Here is a 16,380-nt window from a genome sequence, read left to right as displayed (position 1 = left end):
AATGACCGTTTCGCCAAGTGAACTAAAATATGCTCTCCAAAATAAGACCGCTTCTTCAGCATCTTCTTCGGAGGAAACGTTCTCTATTTCAAACACTTCGGAAATCTGAGGGTTCTGACTAACTTGCCAATCATGCAATATCTGATCTGGGCAAAGTTCTATCTGCTGCAATAAATACATTTCATGTGTTGGGATCGACTCGCACACATAATCAATGAACAGGCTATAATCGCGTGTCCCACAGACGCCATAAATGTAATAACAACCAGTACTTACCATCATATCGGCTCCTTTTTATTTAGTCACATCATAGTCATCTGTAATTCATCTCCTACTTAAGAGATTATCGATAACTGGTTTAATAGAAAGTATATACAGTGTATTCAAGAATGCTAGTTGCATCCATAGATGCTGTAAAAGAGTCATTTTCTATTTAAATAAAACACAATTAATTGAAGTAATTAGTTTTTTATTTGTTTTTTAAATAAGAATTATTGATGTTTTTTTGGGAGAGAACTCAACTTACCCACTAACTACAATTGATTATGTCGATTAATGCTGTAATTATGGGATTTAACACTGAGGTATGTTTTTTATCATAAGGAATATTTCATATTAATATAACACGCTGTGAAAATCATTTTCCCTAGTCTAGGGTATAGGAACAGTAAATTTCGGTGAATATGTATGGTGTGAGTATTTTAAACTGTCATGCTTGTTTTTATTTTTATTTTTAAATAAAAATTAACTGAAGTTGCCATAAGTGTATTTTTAAGGCAATGGCATGTATCGAGTTACACTCTATAAAAATAGGTATTACATGAAAAAAACAATATTGATAACGGGGGCGCTTTCTGGGATTGGGAATGCGGCGACTAAGCTATTCTCTGAAATGGGCTATAATGTCGTGTTTTCAGGTCGCCGACCCGAAGAAGGAGAAGTGATATTAAATGCCCTCAAACTCATTAATAAAGACGTACTTTATGTTAATGCTGATATGAATAGTGAATCAGATATAAAGCACCTTATCGAGATGACTCTGGAGCGATTCGACTCGTTGGATGTAGCTGTAAATTGTGCAGGCACGGTAGGTGAAACTGCAGAGATCCAAGCCGTAACCCAAGATAACTTTCATTTGGTATTCAATACCAACGTATTAGGTACTCTGCTGGCAATGAAATATCAAATTCCTGTGATGGTGGAAAGAGGAAAAGGTAGCATCATCAATATATCTTCAATTGCTGGTATCGTTGGCCTCCCTAACACTGGGATTTATGTTGCAAGTAAACACGCAATTGAGGGATTGACCAAAACAGCAGCTCTGGAAGTTGCAACTACTGGCGTTAGGGTTAATTCGATTTCCCCAGGGCCCGTAGAAGGAAAAATGTTTGATCGTTTTTTAGGCCATAGTGAAAACAATAAAAAGACATTTATAGAAATGATGCCAAACAAGCGTTTTACCACTCAGGAAGAGGTTGCACATACTATTGTTTTTCTTGCAGAAGATAACGTGACAGCTATTACTGGACAAACGATTACGATAGATGGTGGATACACAGCACAATAAGAAGAAAAGGCTTTTGTTGCCATAAGTGAAAATCAGGAGTGCGGGGGCTTCTGTCGCATTAAGGTGCAGAAAGGTAACATGCTGTTTTTTTTAATGTTGCCTATTGCCATTCAGTCAAATTATCTGCCAATCCAATAAACCATGGAGGCTTTAATGACGACAACCATTGATATTCTCAATACTGCTAAAGACCTGGATCCTGCTGAGTATCGCGCGTTTTTTCTTCAAAGCAAGGCACCCCTATTTTACGATCTGCGATTTCTTATCGCGGCTGAACAATCACCGTTGTTAAACGTCAGTAAAATTTTCTATTTGCTTGCGCGAGACGAGGGGAGGCTGATTGCGCTGGTTCCGATTTATCTTCAAGAATTTCGGTCCGTTGATCCGTTAGGGTTATTGGTTTCCTCCACTAAGCTCTCGGTAGAATCTGAAGAGCGCGGACTGTTTAGTCATATTATACATTGTACGGATACCACGATACCGACGTTAAGTCACGACCCAAGTCTTTACGCACGAATATTCGATGCTATTACGGTTATCGCTCAGGCTGAGCAGGCACGTTATTTCTGTTTTCTCAATGTACAGGATGGTGTGCTCTTGCGTGAGGCTCAACGTAATGGGCTAAATATAAACTACATGGCGGATAAATTTTCAATCGAACTGGATGCTTTTCCGGATTTTGACAGTTTTGTGCAGCCTTTGCCCAACTATGGGCATTACGAAATGATACGCCAGCTTCGTATCTTTAATCACAGCGATGCCAAAGTTCGAATACTTGCTCCTCCCTTTGATAATGAAATTGAGAAACTGGCCCGGTTGTATCATTTGACCACCAAACGGCTGGGGACGCCCTATTATTGGCCAGAATCACAATTGGCTGTTTTTTGCCATTTTTGCGGTGATCTGGTTCGCCTTATCGTCGTAGAACAGAACGGGCAAATTGTCAGCGGCTTTATCTGCTTCGAGGAAGACGGCGCTCTCCATGTCTGGTCGGCCGGCATGGGTTATGAGAGTTCCGATTTCAGCCCTTACACCTTGGGCGTGTCTGCCGTGTATCGCTATGCATTCGAAAGAGGAATTAATCTTATCGAGTGCGGCCGCTTGAATTCCCACATCAAGACTCACTTGGGGTTCAAACCGAAACGACTCTATTCCATCGTCAGCCAGGATCTGGGAATACCCGCCGCTACGCAGACTTCTCTGTCTCTACTGAAGCTGGCATCGCAACTGGATGGCGAGGTTCGCCTTGCTTCGCATCCCGCCTTTGATGAGTGGTATCTCACCAGTGTCTGGAACGGTCGAGGCCCAACACGTAGACCTGCTGGAATAGTACGCGCTGCGACTGAGGCCGATGTGATTCGCGCGATTGTATTTGCCAAGGAGCGAAGCATGGAAGTGAGCGTGCGTGGAAGTGGGCACAATTACTCCGGTTGTTTTCTTCGCGTTGATACGCTGATGTTGGACATTTCCGGCTTGAAGGGACTTGATATCGATAGCCGGCGCAAACGCGCCATCGTTGAATCTGGGGTCAGTAGTGGTCAATTGAGTCATGCACTGGCGGCTAAAGGTTTGGCTTTTCCGACAGGGCATGTAAAAGAAGTGGGTATCAGCGGATTCCTGTTGGGGGGAGGGCTCGGGATCAACTGTAGCCAATGGGGAGGAATGAGCGTATTCAACGTACAAGCCTTGGACATTGTCACCGCAGACGGTCGTTTACGACATGTTTCCGAAACCCAGGAGCCAGACTTGTTCTGGGCCGCTCGTGGCGCTGGACCCTGTTCGTTTTTTGTTGTGACCCGTTTTTATCTCAGCTGCTACTCACTGCCTCGGGTAATAACCAACAGCTCATATACGCTACCTTTCACGCATTTGCACGATTTATTGGCGAGACTTGAAGACGCATCTCCCCCTACAAATCTTCAGGTGATGATTTCTGTCAGCCCCCCGACATCGGGTGGCACACCAACAGTGCTGTTAAATATTTTGGCGTTTACCGATAGCCCGCAAGAGGCGCAAGCGCTACGCGAATCTTTTGAAACCAGCCTAGAGCTGCCACTTACAGCCTTGGCCATCAATCAGCCCTCAAACTTCGAGGCCATTTACGAGCAGTTCAACAGCATGGTGGTATCAAAAAGGTTTTATGCCGACAATATCCTTACAGATAACACGCAAGAATTGGTTTCCATCCTATCCCAGTATTTATCAGACGCGCCGTCCCGGAGTTCCCTTACAACGATTTTATGGCGGGGTGTGACCACCTATCCGCAAGCAGCATTTTCGGCACACGGCAAGTTCTTTGTATCGACCTACGCCCAGTGGGATGATGCAAAAGATGACAGTGTCAATCAATATTGGTTAAAACGGATGTATGATGAGCTTCAGGAGATTGCCCGTAGCAGTTATATCAACGAGTACGATCTTGAGACAAGGGCGGGCGAGACCAGCATGTGCTTCGCCGCAGAGAACTGGGAGAAACTGCAAAGACTCCGGCTTGAATACGATCCTGACGGCGTATTTGTTGACGTGCAACAGTTGGAGGAGCATGGCGATCAGCCAGGATCAAACAACTAAATGGAATGTCAGCGCCTTGGTCCACCGCTGGGTTATCCGCCTGGTGCCCTTGCTGGATAAGGCGTTTCGCCAACATAAACGCTCAGTAGGTCGTCGGTGGCGCATGGATGAAACCTACATCAAAGTCAAAGGTCAGTGGAAATATTTATACCGAGCGGTCGATACTGCAGGCCAGACCATCGACTTCCTGCTGACCGCCAAACGGGATGCCGCCGCCGCCCTAACCACACTCAATGCAGACAAACCAGAAGAAGAACCCATCACTGTCAGACAGAGTAAATACTTGAACAACCTGATTGAACAGGACCGCCGAAATATCAAACGGCGAATACGGTCGATGTTGGGATTCAAATCATTTCGGCGAGCGCAGACGATATTGGCAGGTATTGAGTTAGTGCACATGATACGTAAAGGACAACTTCAGCATCCTGGCGGGGAGCATTTATCACCGGCGGAACAATTTTATTTGTTTGCCGCCTAAAAACCAGACAGCCCAGATTTTTTCGTCTTTCCTCCGTTAACGCGACACAACCGTAACGGGAATTGATTGTCTGTGTGCGGGGTTATGTATTGGAATGGTGCCTGCGCACATGGTATCGCCGTTAATTGAACAAGGGAAACTGGTTGTGCTGACGTTAGCTGAACCGCTACCTGACAGCCCCTGTTGCCTCACCTGGGAGCAACATAACCATTCACCGGCATTGGCTTGGTTACTTGAGTATTTGGGTGACAGTGTCACGCTTAATACTGAATGGCTGAGAGACGATAGTCAACCCTCCGTCAGTGATTGATGGCCGGTTTTGGCAGGATAAACAACCGGTAGTACGGGATACTACCGGCAGACGAAGATTAGCGGCGGTAATCGCGGAACGGGCCATCAGCAACAGAACGGCGCTCAATCAATTTAGGATGAACCTCAATGGTCTGTGGATCTTCGCGTTTGCTGACAATACGATCAAGTAACATGGCAAAAGCACTTTCCCCCAGCCTCTCTTTGGGCTGATGAATGGTGGTCAACGCCGGAGAAAAATAGCGTGCGTTACGCACATTGTCATAGCCGATCACCGAAATATCTTGTGGCACGCGCAGGCCCAACTCATTGGCGGCACATATCGCGCCCATGGCCATAATATCACCGCCACAGAACACGGCAGTCGGACGGTGCTTTTGGCTTAGAATTTGACGCATGGCGGTATAACCGGATTCTGGCTCGAAATCGCCTTGAACCACCCATTCGTCACGCAAGGTGATATTGGCTTCTTCCAGCGCCTTAATAAAACCTTGATGACGGCCACCACCGGTATTGCGGGATAACTGACCGGGGATAGCACCAATATCACGATGACCGCGGTCAATCAGATAACGGCCAGCCAAATAGCCCCCGTCAAACGCATTATCAATGATTGAATCAGTAAAATCGCCGCGTGCAGTACCCCAATCCATCACCACCATCGGGATATTCCGATATTCTTCTAACATCCCGAGTAATTGCTCAGGATATTCAGAACACATCACTAATAACCCATCGACACGCTTTTGTGCCAACATTGCCAGGTAGGCTTTTTGTTTGTCCAGATTATTATGAGAGTTACATAAAATCAGGGTGTATCCTTTGCTGTAACAACTGTTTTCGACTGCTTCGATCACTTCGGCAAAATAGGGCGCTTCGCTGGATGTTGCCAGCAAGCCAATTGATTTGGTGTGATTAACTTTCAAACTGCGGGCCACCGCACTGGGCGAATAATGCAGTTCTTTAATAGCAGCCCATACGGCTATCTTGGTATTTTCGGCGACGAAACGAGTTTTGTTGATAACGTGCGAAACGGTGGTGGTAGACACACCCGCGTGTTTTGCCACATCTTTAATCGTTGCCATAAAAAGAATGACTCCTAAGCTTACCTGTTACATTGGTAAGTATTATGTTAATCGTTTGCCTGCATTACGCGAAAACTCTCAAACAGAACACGATATTAGGCTGGTAAGTTGAATCAGCAGGCTGTCTGAGCGGTTTTATTGGACGTTATTAGTCGGTATGCAGTTATGAACTGCGAATTTTGGCTGATCTGGAGAGAAAGTGAAAGAGATAATCAACGTTATAAAGTGTGTAAGGAGCACAAGATTTTTTTCCTGAACTGTGGGAAAATAGTTTAACACACTAACTATGTGCCTTTTCCCTACGATAAATTAACCGGCTGAGGAATTTTTATGGATACCAATCTGAAAATGTCGCTGATTACGACTGTTGGTGCGCTGGCGATGATTATTGCTTTTAGCTTTGTGGCGGTAATGAATTAATTAAGCCGCTTGCCGGTGTAAAGTGATAAGTAGGGCGGTTAACCCGCCCTACTTATGGTGACTGCCCACTCTCGCGCTATTGCTTACTAATAGAGCTAACGCTTCTTTGCTCTCGTATTATGCCGTGTCAGGCTAAATTCTTCTCAACGAAAGACCAGTTAACCAGCGCCCAGAAGTTTTCCAGGTATTTTGGTCGCGCATTACGGTAATCAATATAGTAGGCGTGTTCCCACACATCCACGGTTAGCACTGGCTTGTCATTGGTGGTTAGTGGCGTCGCTGCATTAGAGGTACTGACAATCGCCAGTGTGCCATCTGCTTTTTTAACCAACCAAGTCCAACCTGCGCCAAAGTTCTTTATTGCCGCATCGGTAAACTGTGCTTTAAATTCGGCAAAAGAACCAAATGATTGATTAATGGCATCGGCAACTTTGCCGCCAGGTTCGCCGCCACCATTTGGCGACAGACAATGCCAGTAGAAGGTGTGGTTCCATACTTGGGCCGCATTGTTGAATACACCGCCACTGGAGGTTTTAACAATTTCTTCCAACGATTTAGCCGCAAACTCAGTATCTTTAATCAAATTATTAAGATTGACCACATAGGTGTGGTGATGCTTACCATAATGGTATTCCAGCGTCTCAGCAGAGATGTGCGGTTCCAGCGCATTTTGCGCATAAGGTAATGCAGGTAGTTCAAAAGACATAGTTCTCTCCTTTCGGGCTTACTCAGGGTGTTTGCGCCTCAAATCCCACCAATAACTACCGGTTATGACGGGGTGAAGAGCGGTTAAATCAATAATTGTTGTATTTTTGTTTGGGCATTGATTTTAACAACTTTTAACCGAAATAACAGATATAACCATATAGTCTGGGTGGTTATTGTGTGGCGGTTATAAGTAGAGCACCCAGTAGAGCTGCCGGGTGCTGACAGCAGTATTAGCGGATGGTTTTCGGTGTGACCACTCGACGCGCGCCAACGTAATGATCTTGCCAGTAGTCATTGTCCAGCATGCTGATACGGATTTCTTCACCAGTACGTGGGGACTGAATAAACTTACCGTTACCTAAATAAACGCCGACATGATCGGCAACACCACGATTGGCAATATTGAAGAACACTAAATCACCGCTCTCCAATTCGGTGCGTTTGACCGGTGCGGCATCGCGTAGGTGATACATCTCATTAGCGGTGCGTGGCATTTTTATTCTGATCACATCTTTATAGGCGTAATAGATAAGTCCACTGCAATCGAAACCGGTATTCGGGGAGGAACCGCCCCAGCGATACGGTTTACCGACTTGTTTCATCAGTTTACTCATTGCAGTCTGTTTAGCGTGTTGATAGCGTTTTTTATGTGCTGGACTGAGTTTTAGCTTCTCATTGGCGATTAATTCTGTGCTGGCTTTACCCTGATTTTTATTTCGATGCCGACCATAAGCGACTTTTTCTGTTTTTTTAACCGCCGCCACCTTTGGATTAGCGACAGTTTTAAGATGGTTTTTTTTAGCAGTCACTTTCTTTTTATTTTTGCTGACGGCCGTTTTGTTGGGGATGGTCTTGCTGGTGGCGGTTTTATTACTGGCTACTTTGACTTTCTTGCTGCTTTTATTTGCTTTACGCTTTTTACGAAAGTCAGGGCTGGCCTGACTGGCCTGACCTTTCTTTTGCTCAGCAGAAACCGGTGCCTGCGGCGACGCATGCGCCAAATTTAAAAATAGCTGGGTAAACAGCAGCACAAACAGCGTAAGTATTAAACGCATAATAACGCTACCAACCTTGGCCCTGAGATGAATATGAAGAGTCACAGTATTGCTGAAACTCGCGATATAAAAAAGCAGAGAGCTACTGGATCCCAATCGATATTGTGAGAAAACATTAATGGCTTGATAATTGCCGCTTTTTTATGCGGTTAATGGCCTTAAATCAACCATCCGTCAACGGGTTAGCTACGGCATATTCCCAGAGTCCCATGAAGAAGATAGTAGTGAAGTGATGGGATCAAAAATGTTATTCTAAACGCACATATTTGTAGCTGACAATATAACCATTCGACCAACGAGTAAAGCCCCTGCAAAAGATGGCGTTTTATTCCTGTGATGACAGTCGCTACAATAGGCCGGACGCAATAATTAAATTGAGAAAAAGTATTGTAGCCACTCTATGGCTTGAGGAAGCAAGAAATGACGACGATTGATAAAATTCAGCGCCAGATAGCAGAAAACCCAATCCTGCTTTATATGAAGGGTTCACCTAAGCTGCCAAACTGCGGTTTCTCTGCACAGGCTGTGCAGGCGTTGTCAGCCTGTGGTGAGCGCTTTGCTTATGTTGATATTCTGCAAAACCCAGATATTCGTGCTGAGTTACCTAAATATGCCAACTGGCCGACGTTCCCGCAGTTGTGGGTTGATGGCGAGTTAGTGGGTGGTTGCGACATCCTGATGGAAATGTATCAACGTGGTGAACTGCAACAGTTGTTGAAGGAAACTGCGGATAAATACCGTACCCAAGAAGATCAGCCAGCCACAGAGTAATGTGCGTTGTGAGTCAGTGCAACAAACACAAAAAGGTGGCTTTCGGGCCACCTTTTTGTGGGTGAAATCGTGATTTTCTTATGAAGAGCGGGTTACTCGGATTCCCCTGCGGGTATTGGCCAGCCGCCCAGTCTCTTCCAGCGATTAACCAGCTCACAGAACAATTTTGCCGTTTGCATTGTGTCGTATAAAGCAGAGTGCGCCTGACTGCTATCAAACGGAATACCGGCTGTAAGGCAGGCTTTTGCCAGCACGGTTTGCCCAAGCACCAGCCCGCTCAGTGCTGCGGTATCAAAAGTGGCGAACGGATGGAACGGGTTGCGCTTCAAACTGGCACGTTCAGCCGCAGCCATGACAAAGCTATGATCAAAATTGGCGTTGTGTGCCACGATGATTGCCCGGTTACAGCCTTTTTCTTTCAGCCCGTTGCGAACGGCTTTAAAAATCGCGTGTAGGGCGTCGTATTCAGTGACTGCGCCACGTAAAGGATTAGTAGGATCGATGCCATTAAACGCCAGTGCTTCTGGTTGCAGATTAGCACCTTCAAACGGTTCGACATGGAAATGCAGCGTTTCATCAGGTAATAACCAACCATCTTGGTTCATCTGTAAGGTCACTGCGGCAATTTCTAATAATGCATCGGTTTGCGCATTAAAACCGGCGGTTTCTACATCAATTACTACGGGGTAATACCCACGAAAACGGCCACTCAGGGCGTTAAGGTCACTTTTATCTGCCATCAGTTTCTTATCTTCATCGAATTCAGCGCGCATTATGTCAAATTTTAGCGCGGGATGCAGGGGGATATCGCGATGAGAAAAAAGGCACCCTACCGGTGCCCTTAAGCTAATCAGTTGCCAAGGCCGTGTCCGGCGCTCTTATTCTCGATTAACTCGATTTTGTAGCCGTCGGGATCTTCGACAAAAGCAATAATGGTATTACCGCCTTTAACCGGGCCAGCCTCACGGGTGACTTTCCCCCCCGCCTGACGAATTTGGTCACAGGTAGCGGCCACGTCGTCTACGCCCAGTGCCAGATGACCAAATGCAGTCCCCATTTCGTAGCTGTCTACGTCCCAGTTATAGGTCAATTCAATCACTGAGCCTTCATTTTCATCGCTATAACCGACGAAAGCCAGTGAGTATTTATACTCAGTATTTTCGCTGGTACGCAGTAAACGCATCCCTAATACCTTGGTGTAGAAATCGATGGAGCGTTGCAGGTCACCGACGCGGATCATGGTATGGAGTAAGCGTTTCATAATACCTCTTTATAATCAATAAGTTAAAATTTAAAACTCATTATAAATCAACGTTAATTTATAATGATATAGTAATATCATTCCACTCACTACCCTATGAAGTTCAGTTTCTTGTGTTGGACCGTGGTGCAAATAAGAACGGTCAGGCGTGGCCTGACCGCGATGAAACAAATAGATTAATAGATTACAGCGTCGGGTAGTCGGTATAGCCTTTAGCGCCGCCGCCATAGAAGGTATCGCCGTCTGGCTCATTCAATGGTGCATGCTGTTGCAGACGAGTGACCAAGTCCGGGTTAGCAATATAGCTGCGGCCAAAGGCAACCGCATCGATGAACCCCTTCTCAATCAGGCTTTCTGCTTTATCCGCAGTATATGCGCCAGCTCCCACAATAACGCCGTTGAAACGGGCGCGGACGGCATCACGGAATGCGTCTGAGTAAGGCTTGCCACCGGCCCAGTCAGGCTCGGAAATGTGCAGATAAGCGATATTACGTTGGTTTAACTCATCAATCAGATACAGCGCGGCTTCTTCTTGATCCTCACCATTATCTAAGCCATTGAATGGCCCCAAGGGTGAAATACGGATGCCGATATGCTCAGCACCCCATTCCGCCGTGGTGGCATCGACCACTTCCAGTGTCAGACGAGTACGATTTTCAATGCTGCCACCGTATTGATCGGTACGCTGATTTGATGCCGGAGACATAAATTGATGCAACAGGTAGCCGTGGGCGGCATGCAGTTCAATGTAGTCAAAACCGGCTTCCCGGGCATTAGCTGTTGCCTGACGGAAGTCATTAATGATGCCAGGGATCTCTGCTGTTTCCAGCGCGCGCGGGGTGGAGCAGGGAACACGTACCCAGGCACCGGTTTCATCACGCACCGTAGTGCGGGTATCAGCGGCAATAGCTGAAGGGGCTACTGGCGCTTGCTGACCCGGTTGCACGCTGTTGTGAGAAATACGGCCAACATGCCATAACTGCACGGCAATATGACCGCCTTCTTCATGTACCGCCTGCGTGATTTTTTTCCATGCGTTCAACTGCTCCGGAGTGTGTAACCCCGGAGCACCGGCATAGCCCTTCGCCTGGAAAGAAATCTGGGTCGCTTCAGTGATGATTAAACCAGCACTTGCCCGTTGACGATAATATTCAGCCATTAACGGTGTTGGAATATCACCTGGCTCAATGCTGCGTAAGCGAGTCAGTGGAGCCATAAATATACGGTTTGGTAAAGTGAGCGCGCCAACCTTCAAAGGGGAGAACAGTTTAGCAGTCTTCATGATGCGTCCTATATTAATAGACCAGTCGACTAGTGACGGGGTAAAACCTGAAAAAGCGGGTTCAGGATCATTGGATTATTGGGTTGGTTGTAAGATTAGTTCGATACTTTCCAGCGCACAGGTCAGTGGAGCAACCGATCGTTTCACTTTTGCCCGCAGTGAAGCACCAAGCCACAAGGCATACAGTGTTTCTGCGGTTGCCGCCGGGGAGAGAGTGATGCGCAGCGAGCCTTCATCAATACCGGTTTCAATGGCATCTTGCAAACGACCAATGACACGAGCGGTACCGATATCTAATGCATGACGCATGGGTTCGGATAAATCACTCACTTCGGCTGATAGCTTAACCGCCAGACAAGCGTTATGACATTCACTGCCACAATAATTAGCAATAGCTTGAGCAAAATAGTGCAGCAGATGGTGGCGCTTGTCACCTGGTGAACCGATTAGCAGGCTTTCCATCTCCGCGTCATAACGATCAAAATAACGCTGTAACATCGCCTCACCAAAAACCTCCTTCGAACGGAAATAGTGATAAAACGAGCCTTTTGGGATACCCGCCGTGGTCAGTAACAGACTAAGACCCATGCCATTAAAACCGAGGCGCAGGCTGAGGTGCTCGCCAGTTGCCAACAGATGTTCACGGGTATCTACATGCGTATACTGTATTTTGTTCATAGGCAAAAGCGTAATAGACCAATCGGTCTAGGTCAAGAGAAAAATGCCAGCAGAGGGGCGCTGGCATCATCTTTTATCGACACTTTTTGGTTGTTTTACTCGCGCTGAGTCCGACATTTCTGTAGCAAATCCATTCCAGGTTGATATTCAGTGGTTTGAATATTTACCATTCCTAATAGCGTGTGGAATAAATTATCCTGAGATATTTCATCATGTTGTGCTCTCTTAGATAAGCACTGGCGGTCAATACCATAGTTTTTTGTATATTCAGGCGATAACCACATTAAGAAAGGTATATGTGTTTGCTGATCAGGGGCGAACATATAGGGCGCACCGTGTAAATACAGGCCATTTTCGCCCAATGACTCACCGTGATCAGAGAGATAAACCAGCGCGGTATTAAACCGACTATTATGCTGTTGCAGCAATTTAATGGTGTTATCCAACATTGTATCGGTATAAAGAATAGAATTATCGTAGGTGTTGACCAGTTCCTGTGAGGTGCAATCCTGAATTTGGTTGCTATTGCAGGTTGGAGTGAATTGACGTATCTCTGGCGAAGAACGGCGATAATACGCCGGGCCACGGCTGCCCATTTGGTGTAAAACAATGACCGCATCATTTTGTAGCCCATTGATATAATTTTCTAATTTGTACAACAGTGCGTTATCTAAGCAGACACCATTTTCACAATCGGCGGCTAATTGCAATTGGGTCACATTTTGATGTGGAATACGATCGCAGGCACCTTTACAGCTACCATCATTTTCGCGCCATAAGACACTCAAGCCTGCGCGGGCAAGAATATCCATCAAGCCTTCCTGATGCTTGGCAAGCGCAGCATCATAATTTTTACGTGTCATATTCGAGAACATGCAAGGGACGGAAACGGCGGTTTCTGTGCCACAGGATGATGCCTTTTTGAAATAAGTCACATCTTGTTTTTGCAGGCGAGGGTTGGTTTCTCTACCATAACCCCCTAAGGAGAAGTTCTCTGCGCGGGCTGTTTCGCCCACCACCACAATCACCAACGTTTTTTGTTGTTGGCCGCTAATTAATGGGCCTTTATGGGCATCTTCACCGATGGTGACCAACGGCATGTTACGGGTGAAATATTTATTTTTAGCCAATTGAAAACTGCCGCTGACAAAATTGGATGGTGTTAACATTTTGACGATGCTTTTATTATTACGGATCAGCGATGCGTAATCTTTATAAAACAACGTTGCGACCAAAAAAATAATCAGTGTTGATAGCAGAATATTTGCTGCACGTAGCCCCAACATGTACCACCACGGGCGAGTGACCTGAATACGGACAAAACAGACAATAATAGCTGGGATAATACCTGACACCAGTAACCACAGTGCCATCCGTGGTGTGAAAAGGGCAGTGGCAACCTGTGAGTGGGTCTCAAAGGTATTTTGCATCATATTGGCGTCGATGACGGCACCATAACTGAACATAAAACCGTTGGCTGCGGCGCTGCCCAATAGCAACAGAATAACAATTGGCTTACGCAGTAGAGGGACGGCCAACAGACTAAAGATGATATTCAGTGCACAGAAAATCACGACCGGAATAGTCGCGGCAAAGCAATAACTATCACTGCTATCAAAACGGATCAGCGACCAGGCTTTAGCCATAAACAGGGCGTTATGACCAAGGGTAAAAAACAGTGCGCTGGCAAGAATAAAACCCAGACCGTTACACTGTAACTTATATCGAACATTCATTGTGAAAATGGGATCCTACAGTTCGCTAATTACCTGAATGGTATCGAGTGAAACTTAAGATAACCTTAGTGGTTGCGGGGCGGCCCTTTGGTACTGAGGGATATTGTCATACTGACGAAAAATAAAGGCTTGCCAGCAACCGCGAAGCCGTCTTCAATTAAGCTATAACCAGCAGGAGGCGAAGTGTCTCAGCAACTTGAGTTTTTTGACATTCCTAGCCCATGCCGCGGTATCTGCCAGACAGATGACCGTGGCTTTTGTTGTGGCTGTCTGCGTAGCCGGGATGAGCGCTTTAATTGGATAAAAATGAGTGATCCGCAGAAACGAGATGTACTGCGTTTATGTCATCAACGGTTACTGCGATTGCAACGTGCCAACAAACAAGCGGATGAACCCTTGCCAGAACAACCTTCCTTATTCTGATTGTCGATAATTAATGACATTTATGCTTTAGCACTTCTGGCGATCCTCTCGCTCATCCCCCAATTGACCATCAATTCATTGCCAGGGGGGATTTAACCTTTCTGTCGGTTGTGTATGCTTATAGGCATATAAACAAATGAGGTAGCTAACAATGGATACACGTAGCCAACTGGCTCCCTTTGGGCCTGAGTTTTCACGCATGATTTGCGGTTATTGGCGCTTGATGGAATGGGATATGACGCCTGAGCAGTTGCTGGCCTTCATCGAGCAGCATATTGAATTGGGTATTACCACCACTGATCATGCCGATATTTACGGCGGCTATCAGTGTGAACAAGCCTTTGGACAGGCGCTGCGCCTCAAACCCTCCTTGCGTGATCAACTGGAACTGGTCAGTAAATGTGGTATTGCGACCACCGCTAAACCAGAGCATGCGCTGGGGCATTACATTACGGACGCTTCACATATTATTGCCAGTGCTGAGCAATCACTGACCCATCTGCATACTGATTATCTTGATTTGCTGCTGATTCACCGCCCAGATCCATTGATGGATGCCGATGAAGTGGCAGAAGCATTCACTCAACTACACAAAAGTGGCAAAGTAAAACATTTCGGTGTTTCAAACTTTACGCCCGCCCAATTTAGTTTGTTGCAATCGCGTCTGCCATTCTCGCTGGTGACTAATCAGGTGGAAATATCACCATTGCACCAACCTGCCATCGTGGATGGTACACTGGATGCCTGTCAGCAGCTGCGTATTAAACCTATGGCGTGGTCTTGTTTGGGGGGCGGCCGCTTGTTCAGTGACCCGGAATTCCAGACCTTGCGTGATGAATTACAAGCCGTGGCGGATGAAATCGGCGCTGAAAGCATTGAACAAGTGGTTTATACCTGGATCCTGCGTTTGCCATCGGCACCGTTACCGATTATGGGTTCCGGCAAGATAGAACGGGTGAAAGCCGCCTGGGCTTCGCTCTCCTTGACGATGACACGCCAACAGTGGTTCCGCATTCGCCGCGCTGCACTGGGTTATGATGTGCCTTAAGTTTTCCCTGGCGTCAAGCCTGGCGCAGTTTTACTCTCTTCGCCAGGTACTGCAAGTTGGAGCTGGGTCAGTGAGCAATATAATCGCCAGATTAGCTCCGCCAGCTCCCGGCCCGAGGCATCCGGGTATTGACCCAAAATAGCACTCATGCGCTGCAATTCTTGTAGTGTGGCCTGCAACGAGCTGGGCTGCACACCTTTTTCAGTCATACATCCTTTAAGGCTGTGAATACCCACATCCCGCACCGCTGATAAGGGGGCTGAAGTGGTTTGCCAATCACGTAACTGCCAGACCACATGGCTACAATTGAGCAGCACCATCCCCCAACGGAGCAGCCACAGACGAGCAGGCTGATCGTTACTGAGATTGAGCTGATTAATACGGTGATATATCAGTGATTCAAATTGACTCTGACTTTGCTGTGGGTGACGGCTGATTTGATCAATAAAATCACGCCGCAGCATGCGGATAATGCGCCGACTTTTGCGTTTATCAGAGCTGGGGCGCAATACCTGAAACGCCACCCCCGCTAACATCACGCCAACTAACTTGCCAATATTGTCATTAAGGAATTCTTGATAATCATAGCTGGGGGGATTCGCCACACTGAGGAACGAGCCCATAAATACAATTAATTGCCCCCACAGTGAGGCATAAGCCGGATGCTGTAGTTTCATCATTTGCATGGTGATTAAAATAGGAAATAGCAGCAGAGCAAATGGCCAGAAATCATCAATTTGTACCATTACGCCAAATTTCAGAATAAAGCAGCCAATAGAGAGTAAAACTATCGCTTTTAATAGCGTTGCAATGCTGTCGGTGGGGGATGGGGTAGCAGAATAGAGTACGCAACTCACCGCGGTTAATGCCAATGCAGCACTGCCAGCGCTCCATTGTGTCTGTATCCAAAACGCACAACCGATAACGATACAGACAAAGGTTCGCAGCCCGTTATAGGCAGCTTCATAGGTATCGGTATGGCGGG

17 protein-coding genes and 1 pseudogene are annotated in these 16,380 nt (G+C 46.4%); 8 read left to right on the top strand and 10 right to left on the bottom strand.

Annotated elements, in window-relative coordinates; genetic code table 11:
• Window positions 1-180: hypothetical protein (locus AEP37_RS26515; protein ID WP_049612117.1), on the bottom strand; the 180-nt coding region annotated here is incomplete at its 3' end.
• 640 nt (window positions 181-820) lie between these two features.
• Here AEP37_RS26515 and AEP37_RS07750 point away from each other — a divergent pair.
• The 4 genes and pseudogenes from AEP37_RS07750 to AEP37_RS07735 form a co-directional block, all read left to right on the top strand.
• On the top strand, window positions 821-1,567 hold the full coding sequence (locus AEP37_RS07750; RefSeq protein ID WP_049612115.1) for an SDR family NAD(P)-dependent oxidoreductase: 747 nt from the start codon (window positions 821-823) through the stop codon (window positions 1,565-1,567).
• Between the two features lie 153 nt (window positions 1,568-1,720).
• Window positions 1,721-4,138 (top strand): GNAT family N-acetyltransferase, encoded by a 2,418-nt coding sequence (locus AEP37_RS07745; protein ID WP_049612087.1) that lies wholly within the window; start codon window positions 1,721-1,723, stop codon window positions 4,136-4,138.
• On the top strand, window positions 4,059-4,619 hold the full coding sequence (locus tag AEP37_RS07740; protein WP_082170723.1) for a DDE-type integrase/transposase/recombinase: 561 nt from the start codon (window positions 4,059-4,061) through the stop codon (window positions 4,617-4,619). Before AEP37_RS07745 ends, AEP37_RS07740 begins: the two co-directional genes overlap by 80 nt.
• Window positions 4,620-4,674: 55 nt before the next feature.
• A pseudogene (locus AEP37_RS07735) lies at window positions 4,675-4,929 on the top strand (LysR substrate-binding domain-containing protein); the annotation flags it as partial.
• Between the two features lie 58 nt (window positions 4,930-4,987).
• On the opposite strand, the gene purR reads toward AEP37_RS07735, so the two are convergent.
• Window positions 4,988-6,013 (bottom strand): HTH-type transcriptional repressor PurR, encoded by a 1,026-nt coding sequence (gene purR, locus AEP37_RS07730; RefSeq protein ID WP_049612081.1) that lies wholly within the window; start codon window positions 6,011-6,013, stop codon window positions 4,988-4,990.
• 330 nt (window positions 6,014-6,343) lie between these two features.
• On the opposite strand from purR, the gene cydH reads away from it, so the two are divergent.
• The gene (gene cydH, locus AEP37_RS26025) at window positions 6,344-6,433 is read left to right on the top strand and encodes a cytochrome bd-I oxidase subunit CydH (protein ID WP_016266160.1); all 90 of its coding nucleotides are present in this window, start codon (window positions 6,344-6,346) and stop codon (window positions 6,431-6,433) included.
• Between the two features lie 127 nt (window positions 6,434-6,560).
• On the opposite strand, the gene sodB is transcribed toward cydH, so the two are convergent.
• Together sodB and AEP37_RS07720 are read right to left on the bottom strand one after the other, a co-directional pair.
• Window positions 6,561-7,139, bottom strand: a complete 579-nt coding sequence (gene sodB / locus AEP37_RS07725; RefSeq protein WP_049612079.1) for a superoxide dismutase [Fe] — start codon at window positions 7,137-7,139, stop codon at window positions 6,561-6,563.
• Window positions 7,140-7,371: 232 nt separating this feature from the next.
• On the bottom strand, window positions 7,372-8,196 hold the full coding sequence (locus AEP37_RS07720; protein WP_049612077.1) for a C40 family peptidase: 825 nt from the start codon (window positions 8,194-8,196) through the stop codon (window positions 7,372-7,374).
• Window positions 8,197-8,616: 420 nt separating this feature from the next.
• Here AEP37_RS07720 and AEP37_RS07715 point away from each other — a divergent pair, with 420 nt between their 5' ends.
• Complete coding sequence (locus AEP37_RS07715; RefSeq protein ID WP_049612076.1) at window positions 8,617-8,967, top strand: Grx4 family monothiol glutaredoxin; 351 nt, start codon at window positions 8,617-8,619, stop codon at window positions 8,965-8,967.
• Between the two features lie 92 nt (window positions 8,968-9,059).
• Here the strand turns inward: AEP37_RS07715 and rnt are convergent, their stop codons facing one another.
• From rnt to eptA, 5 genes are all read right to left on the bottom strand, one after another.
• Window positions 9,060-9,740, bottom strand: coding sequence for a ribonuclease T (rnt, locus tag AEP37_RS07710; protein ID WP_049612073.1), 681 nt, complete (start codon window positions 9,738-9,740; stop codon window positions 9,060-9,062).
• A 77-nt stretch (window positions 9,741-9,817) separates the two neighbouring features.
• Complete coding sequence (gene gloA, locus AEP37_RS07705) at window positions 9,818-10,228, bottom strand: lactoylglutathione lyase (protein WP_156168549.1); 411 nt, start codon at window positions 10,226-10,228, stop codon at window positions 9,818-9,820.
• A 184-nt stretch (window positions 10,229-10,412) separates the two neighbouring features.
• Window positions 10,413-11,510: an alkene reductase gene (nemA, locus tag AEP37_RS07700; RefSeq protein WP_049612072.1), complete on the bottom strand. Its 1,098-nt coding sequence runs from the start codon at window positions 11,508-11,510 to the stop codon at window positions 10,413-10,415.
• A gap of 75 nt (window positions 11,511-11,585) precedes the next feature.
• Window positions 11,586-12,188 carry a TetR/AcrR family transcriptional regulator gene (locus AEP37_RS07695; protein ID WP_049612070.1) on the bottom strand — a complete coding sequence of 201 codons (603 nt, stop codon included), beginning with the start codon at window positions 12,186-12,188 and terminating at the stop codon, window positions 11,586-11,588.
• Between the two features lie 95 nt (window positions 12,189-12,283).
• Window positions 12,284-13,924 carry a phosphoethanolamine transferase EptA gene (gene eptA / locus AEP37_RS07690; protein WP_049612068.1) on the bottom strand — a complete coding sequence of 547 codons (1,641 nt, stop codon included), beginning with the start codon at window positions 13,922-13,924 and terminating at the stop codon, window positions 12,284-12,286.
• A gap of 183 nt (window positions 13,925-14,107) precedes the next feature.
• Here eptA and AEP37_RS07685 point away from each other — a divergent pair, with 183 nt between their 5' ends.
• Together AEP37_RS07685 and AEP37_RS07680 are read left to right on the top strand one after the other, a co-directional pair.
• Entirely contained in the window at window positions 14,108-14,347 is a 240-nt protein-coding gene (locus tag AEP37_RS07685; RefSeq protein ID WP_049612066.1) for a DUF1289 domain-containing protein, read from the top strand.
• 151 nt (window positions 14,348-14,498) lie between these two features.
• Window positions 14,499-15,395, top strand: a complete 897-nt coding sequence (locus tag AEP37_RS07680; RefSeq protein ID WP_049612064.1) for an aldo/keto reductase — start codon at window positions 14,499-14,501, stop codon at window positions 15,393-15,395.
• On the opposite strand, the gene AEP37_RS27195 is transcribed toward AEP37_RS07680, so the two are convergent.
• A partial coding sequence (locus tag AEP37_RS27195; protein WP_244880770.1) for an FUSC family protein occupies window positions 15,392-16,380 on the bottom strand: 989 nt, incomplete at its 5' end. The genes AEP37_RS07680 and AEP37_RS27195 overlap by 4 nt on opposite strands.

Source organism: Yersinia pekkanenii, from assembly GCF_001152565.1.
Classification (GTDB): domain Bacteria; phylum Pseudomonadota; class Gammaproteobacteria; order Enterobacterales; family Enterobacteriaceae; genus Yersinia; species Yersinia pekkanenii.
The sequence above is the reverse complement of the archived record's forward strand: the minus strand, read 5'-3'. Positions and strand labels throughout refer to the sequence as shown.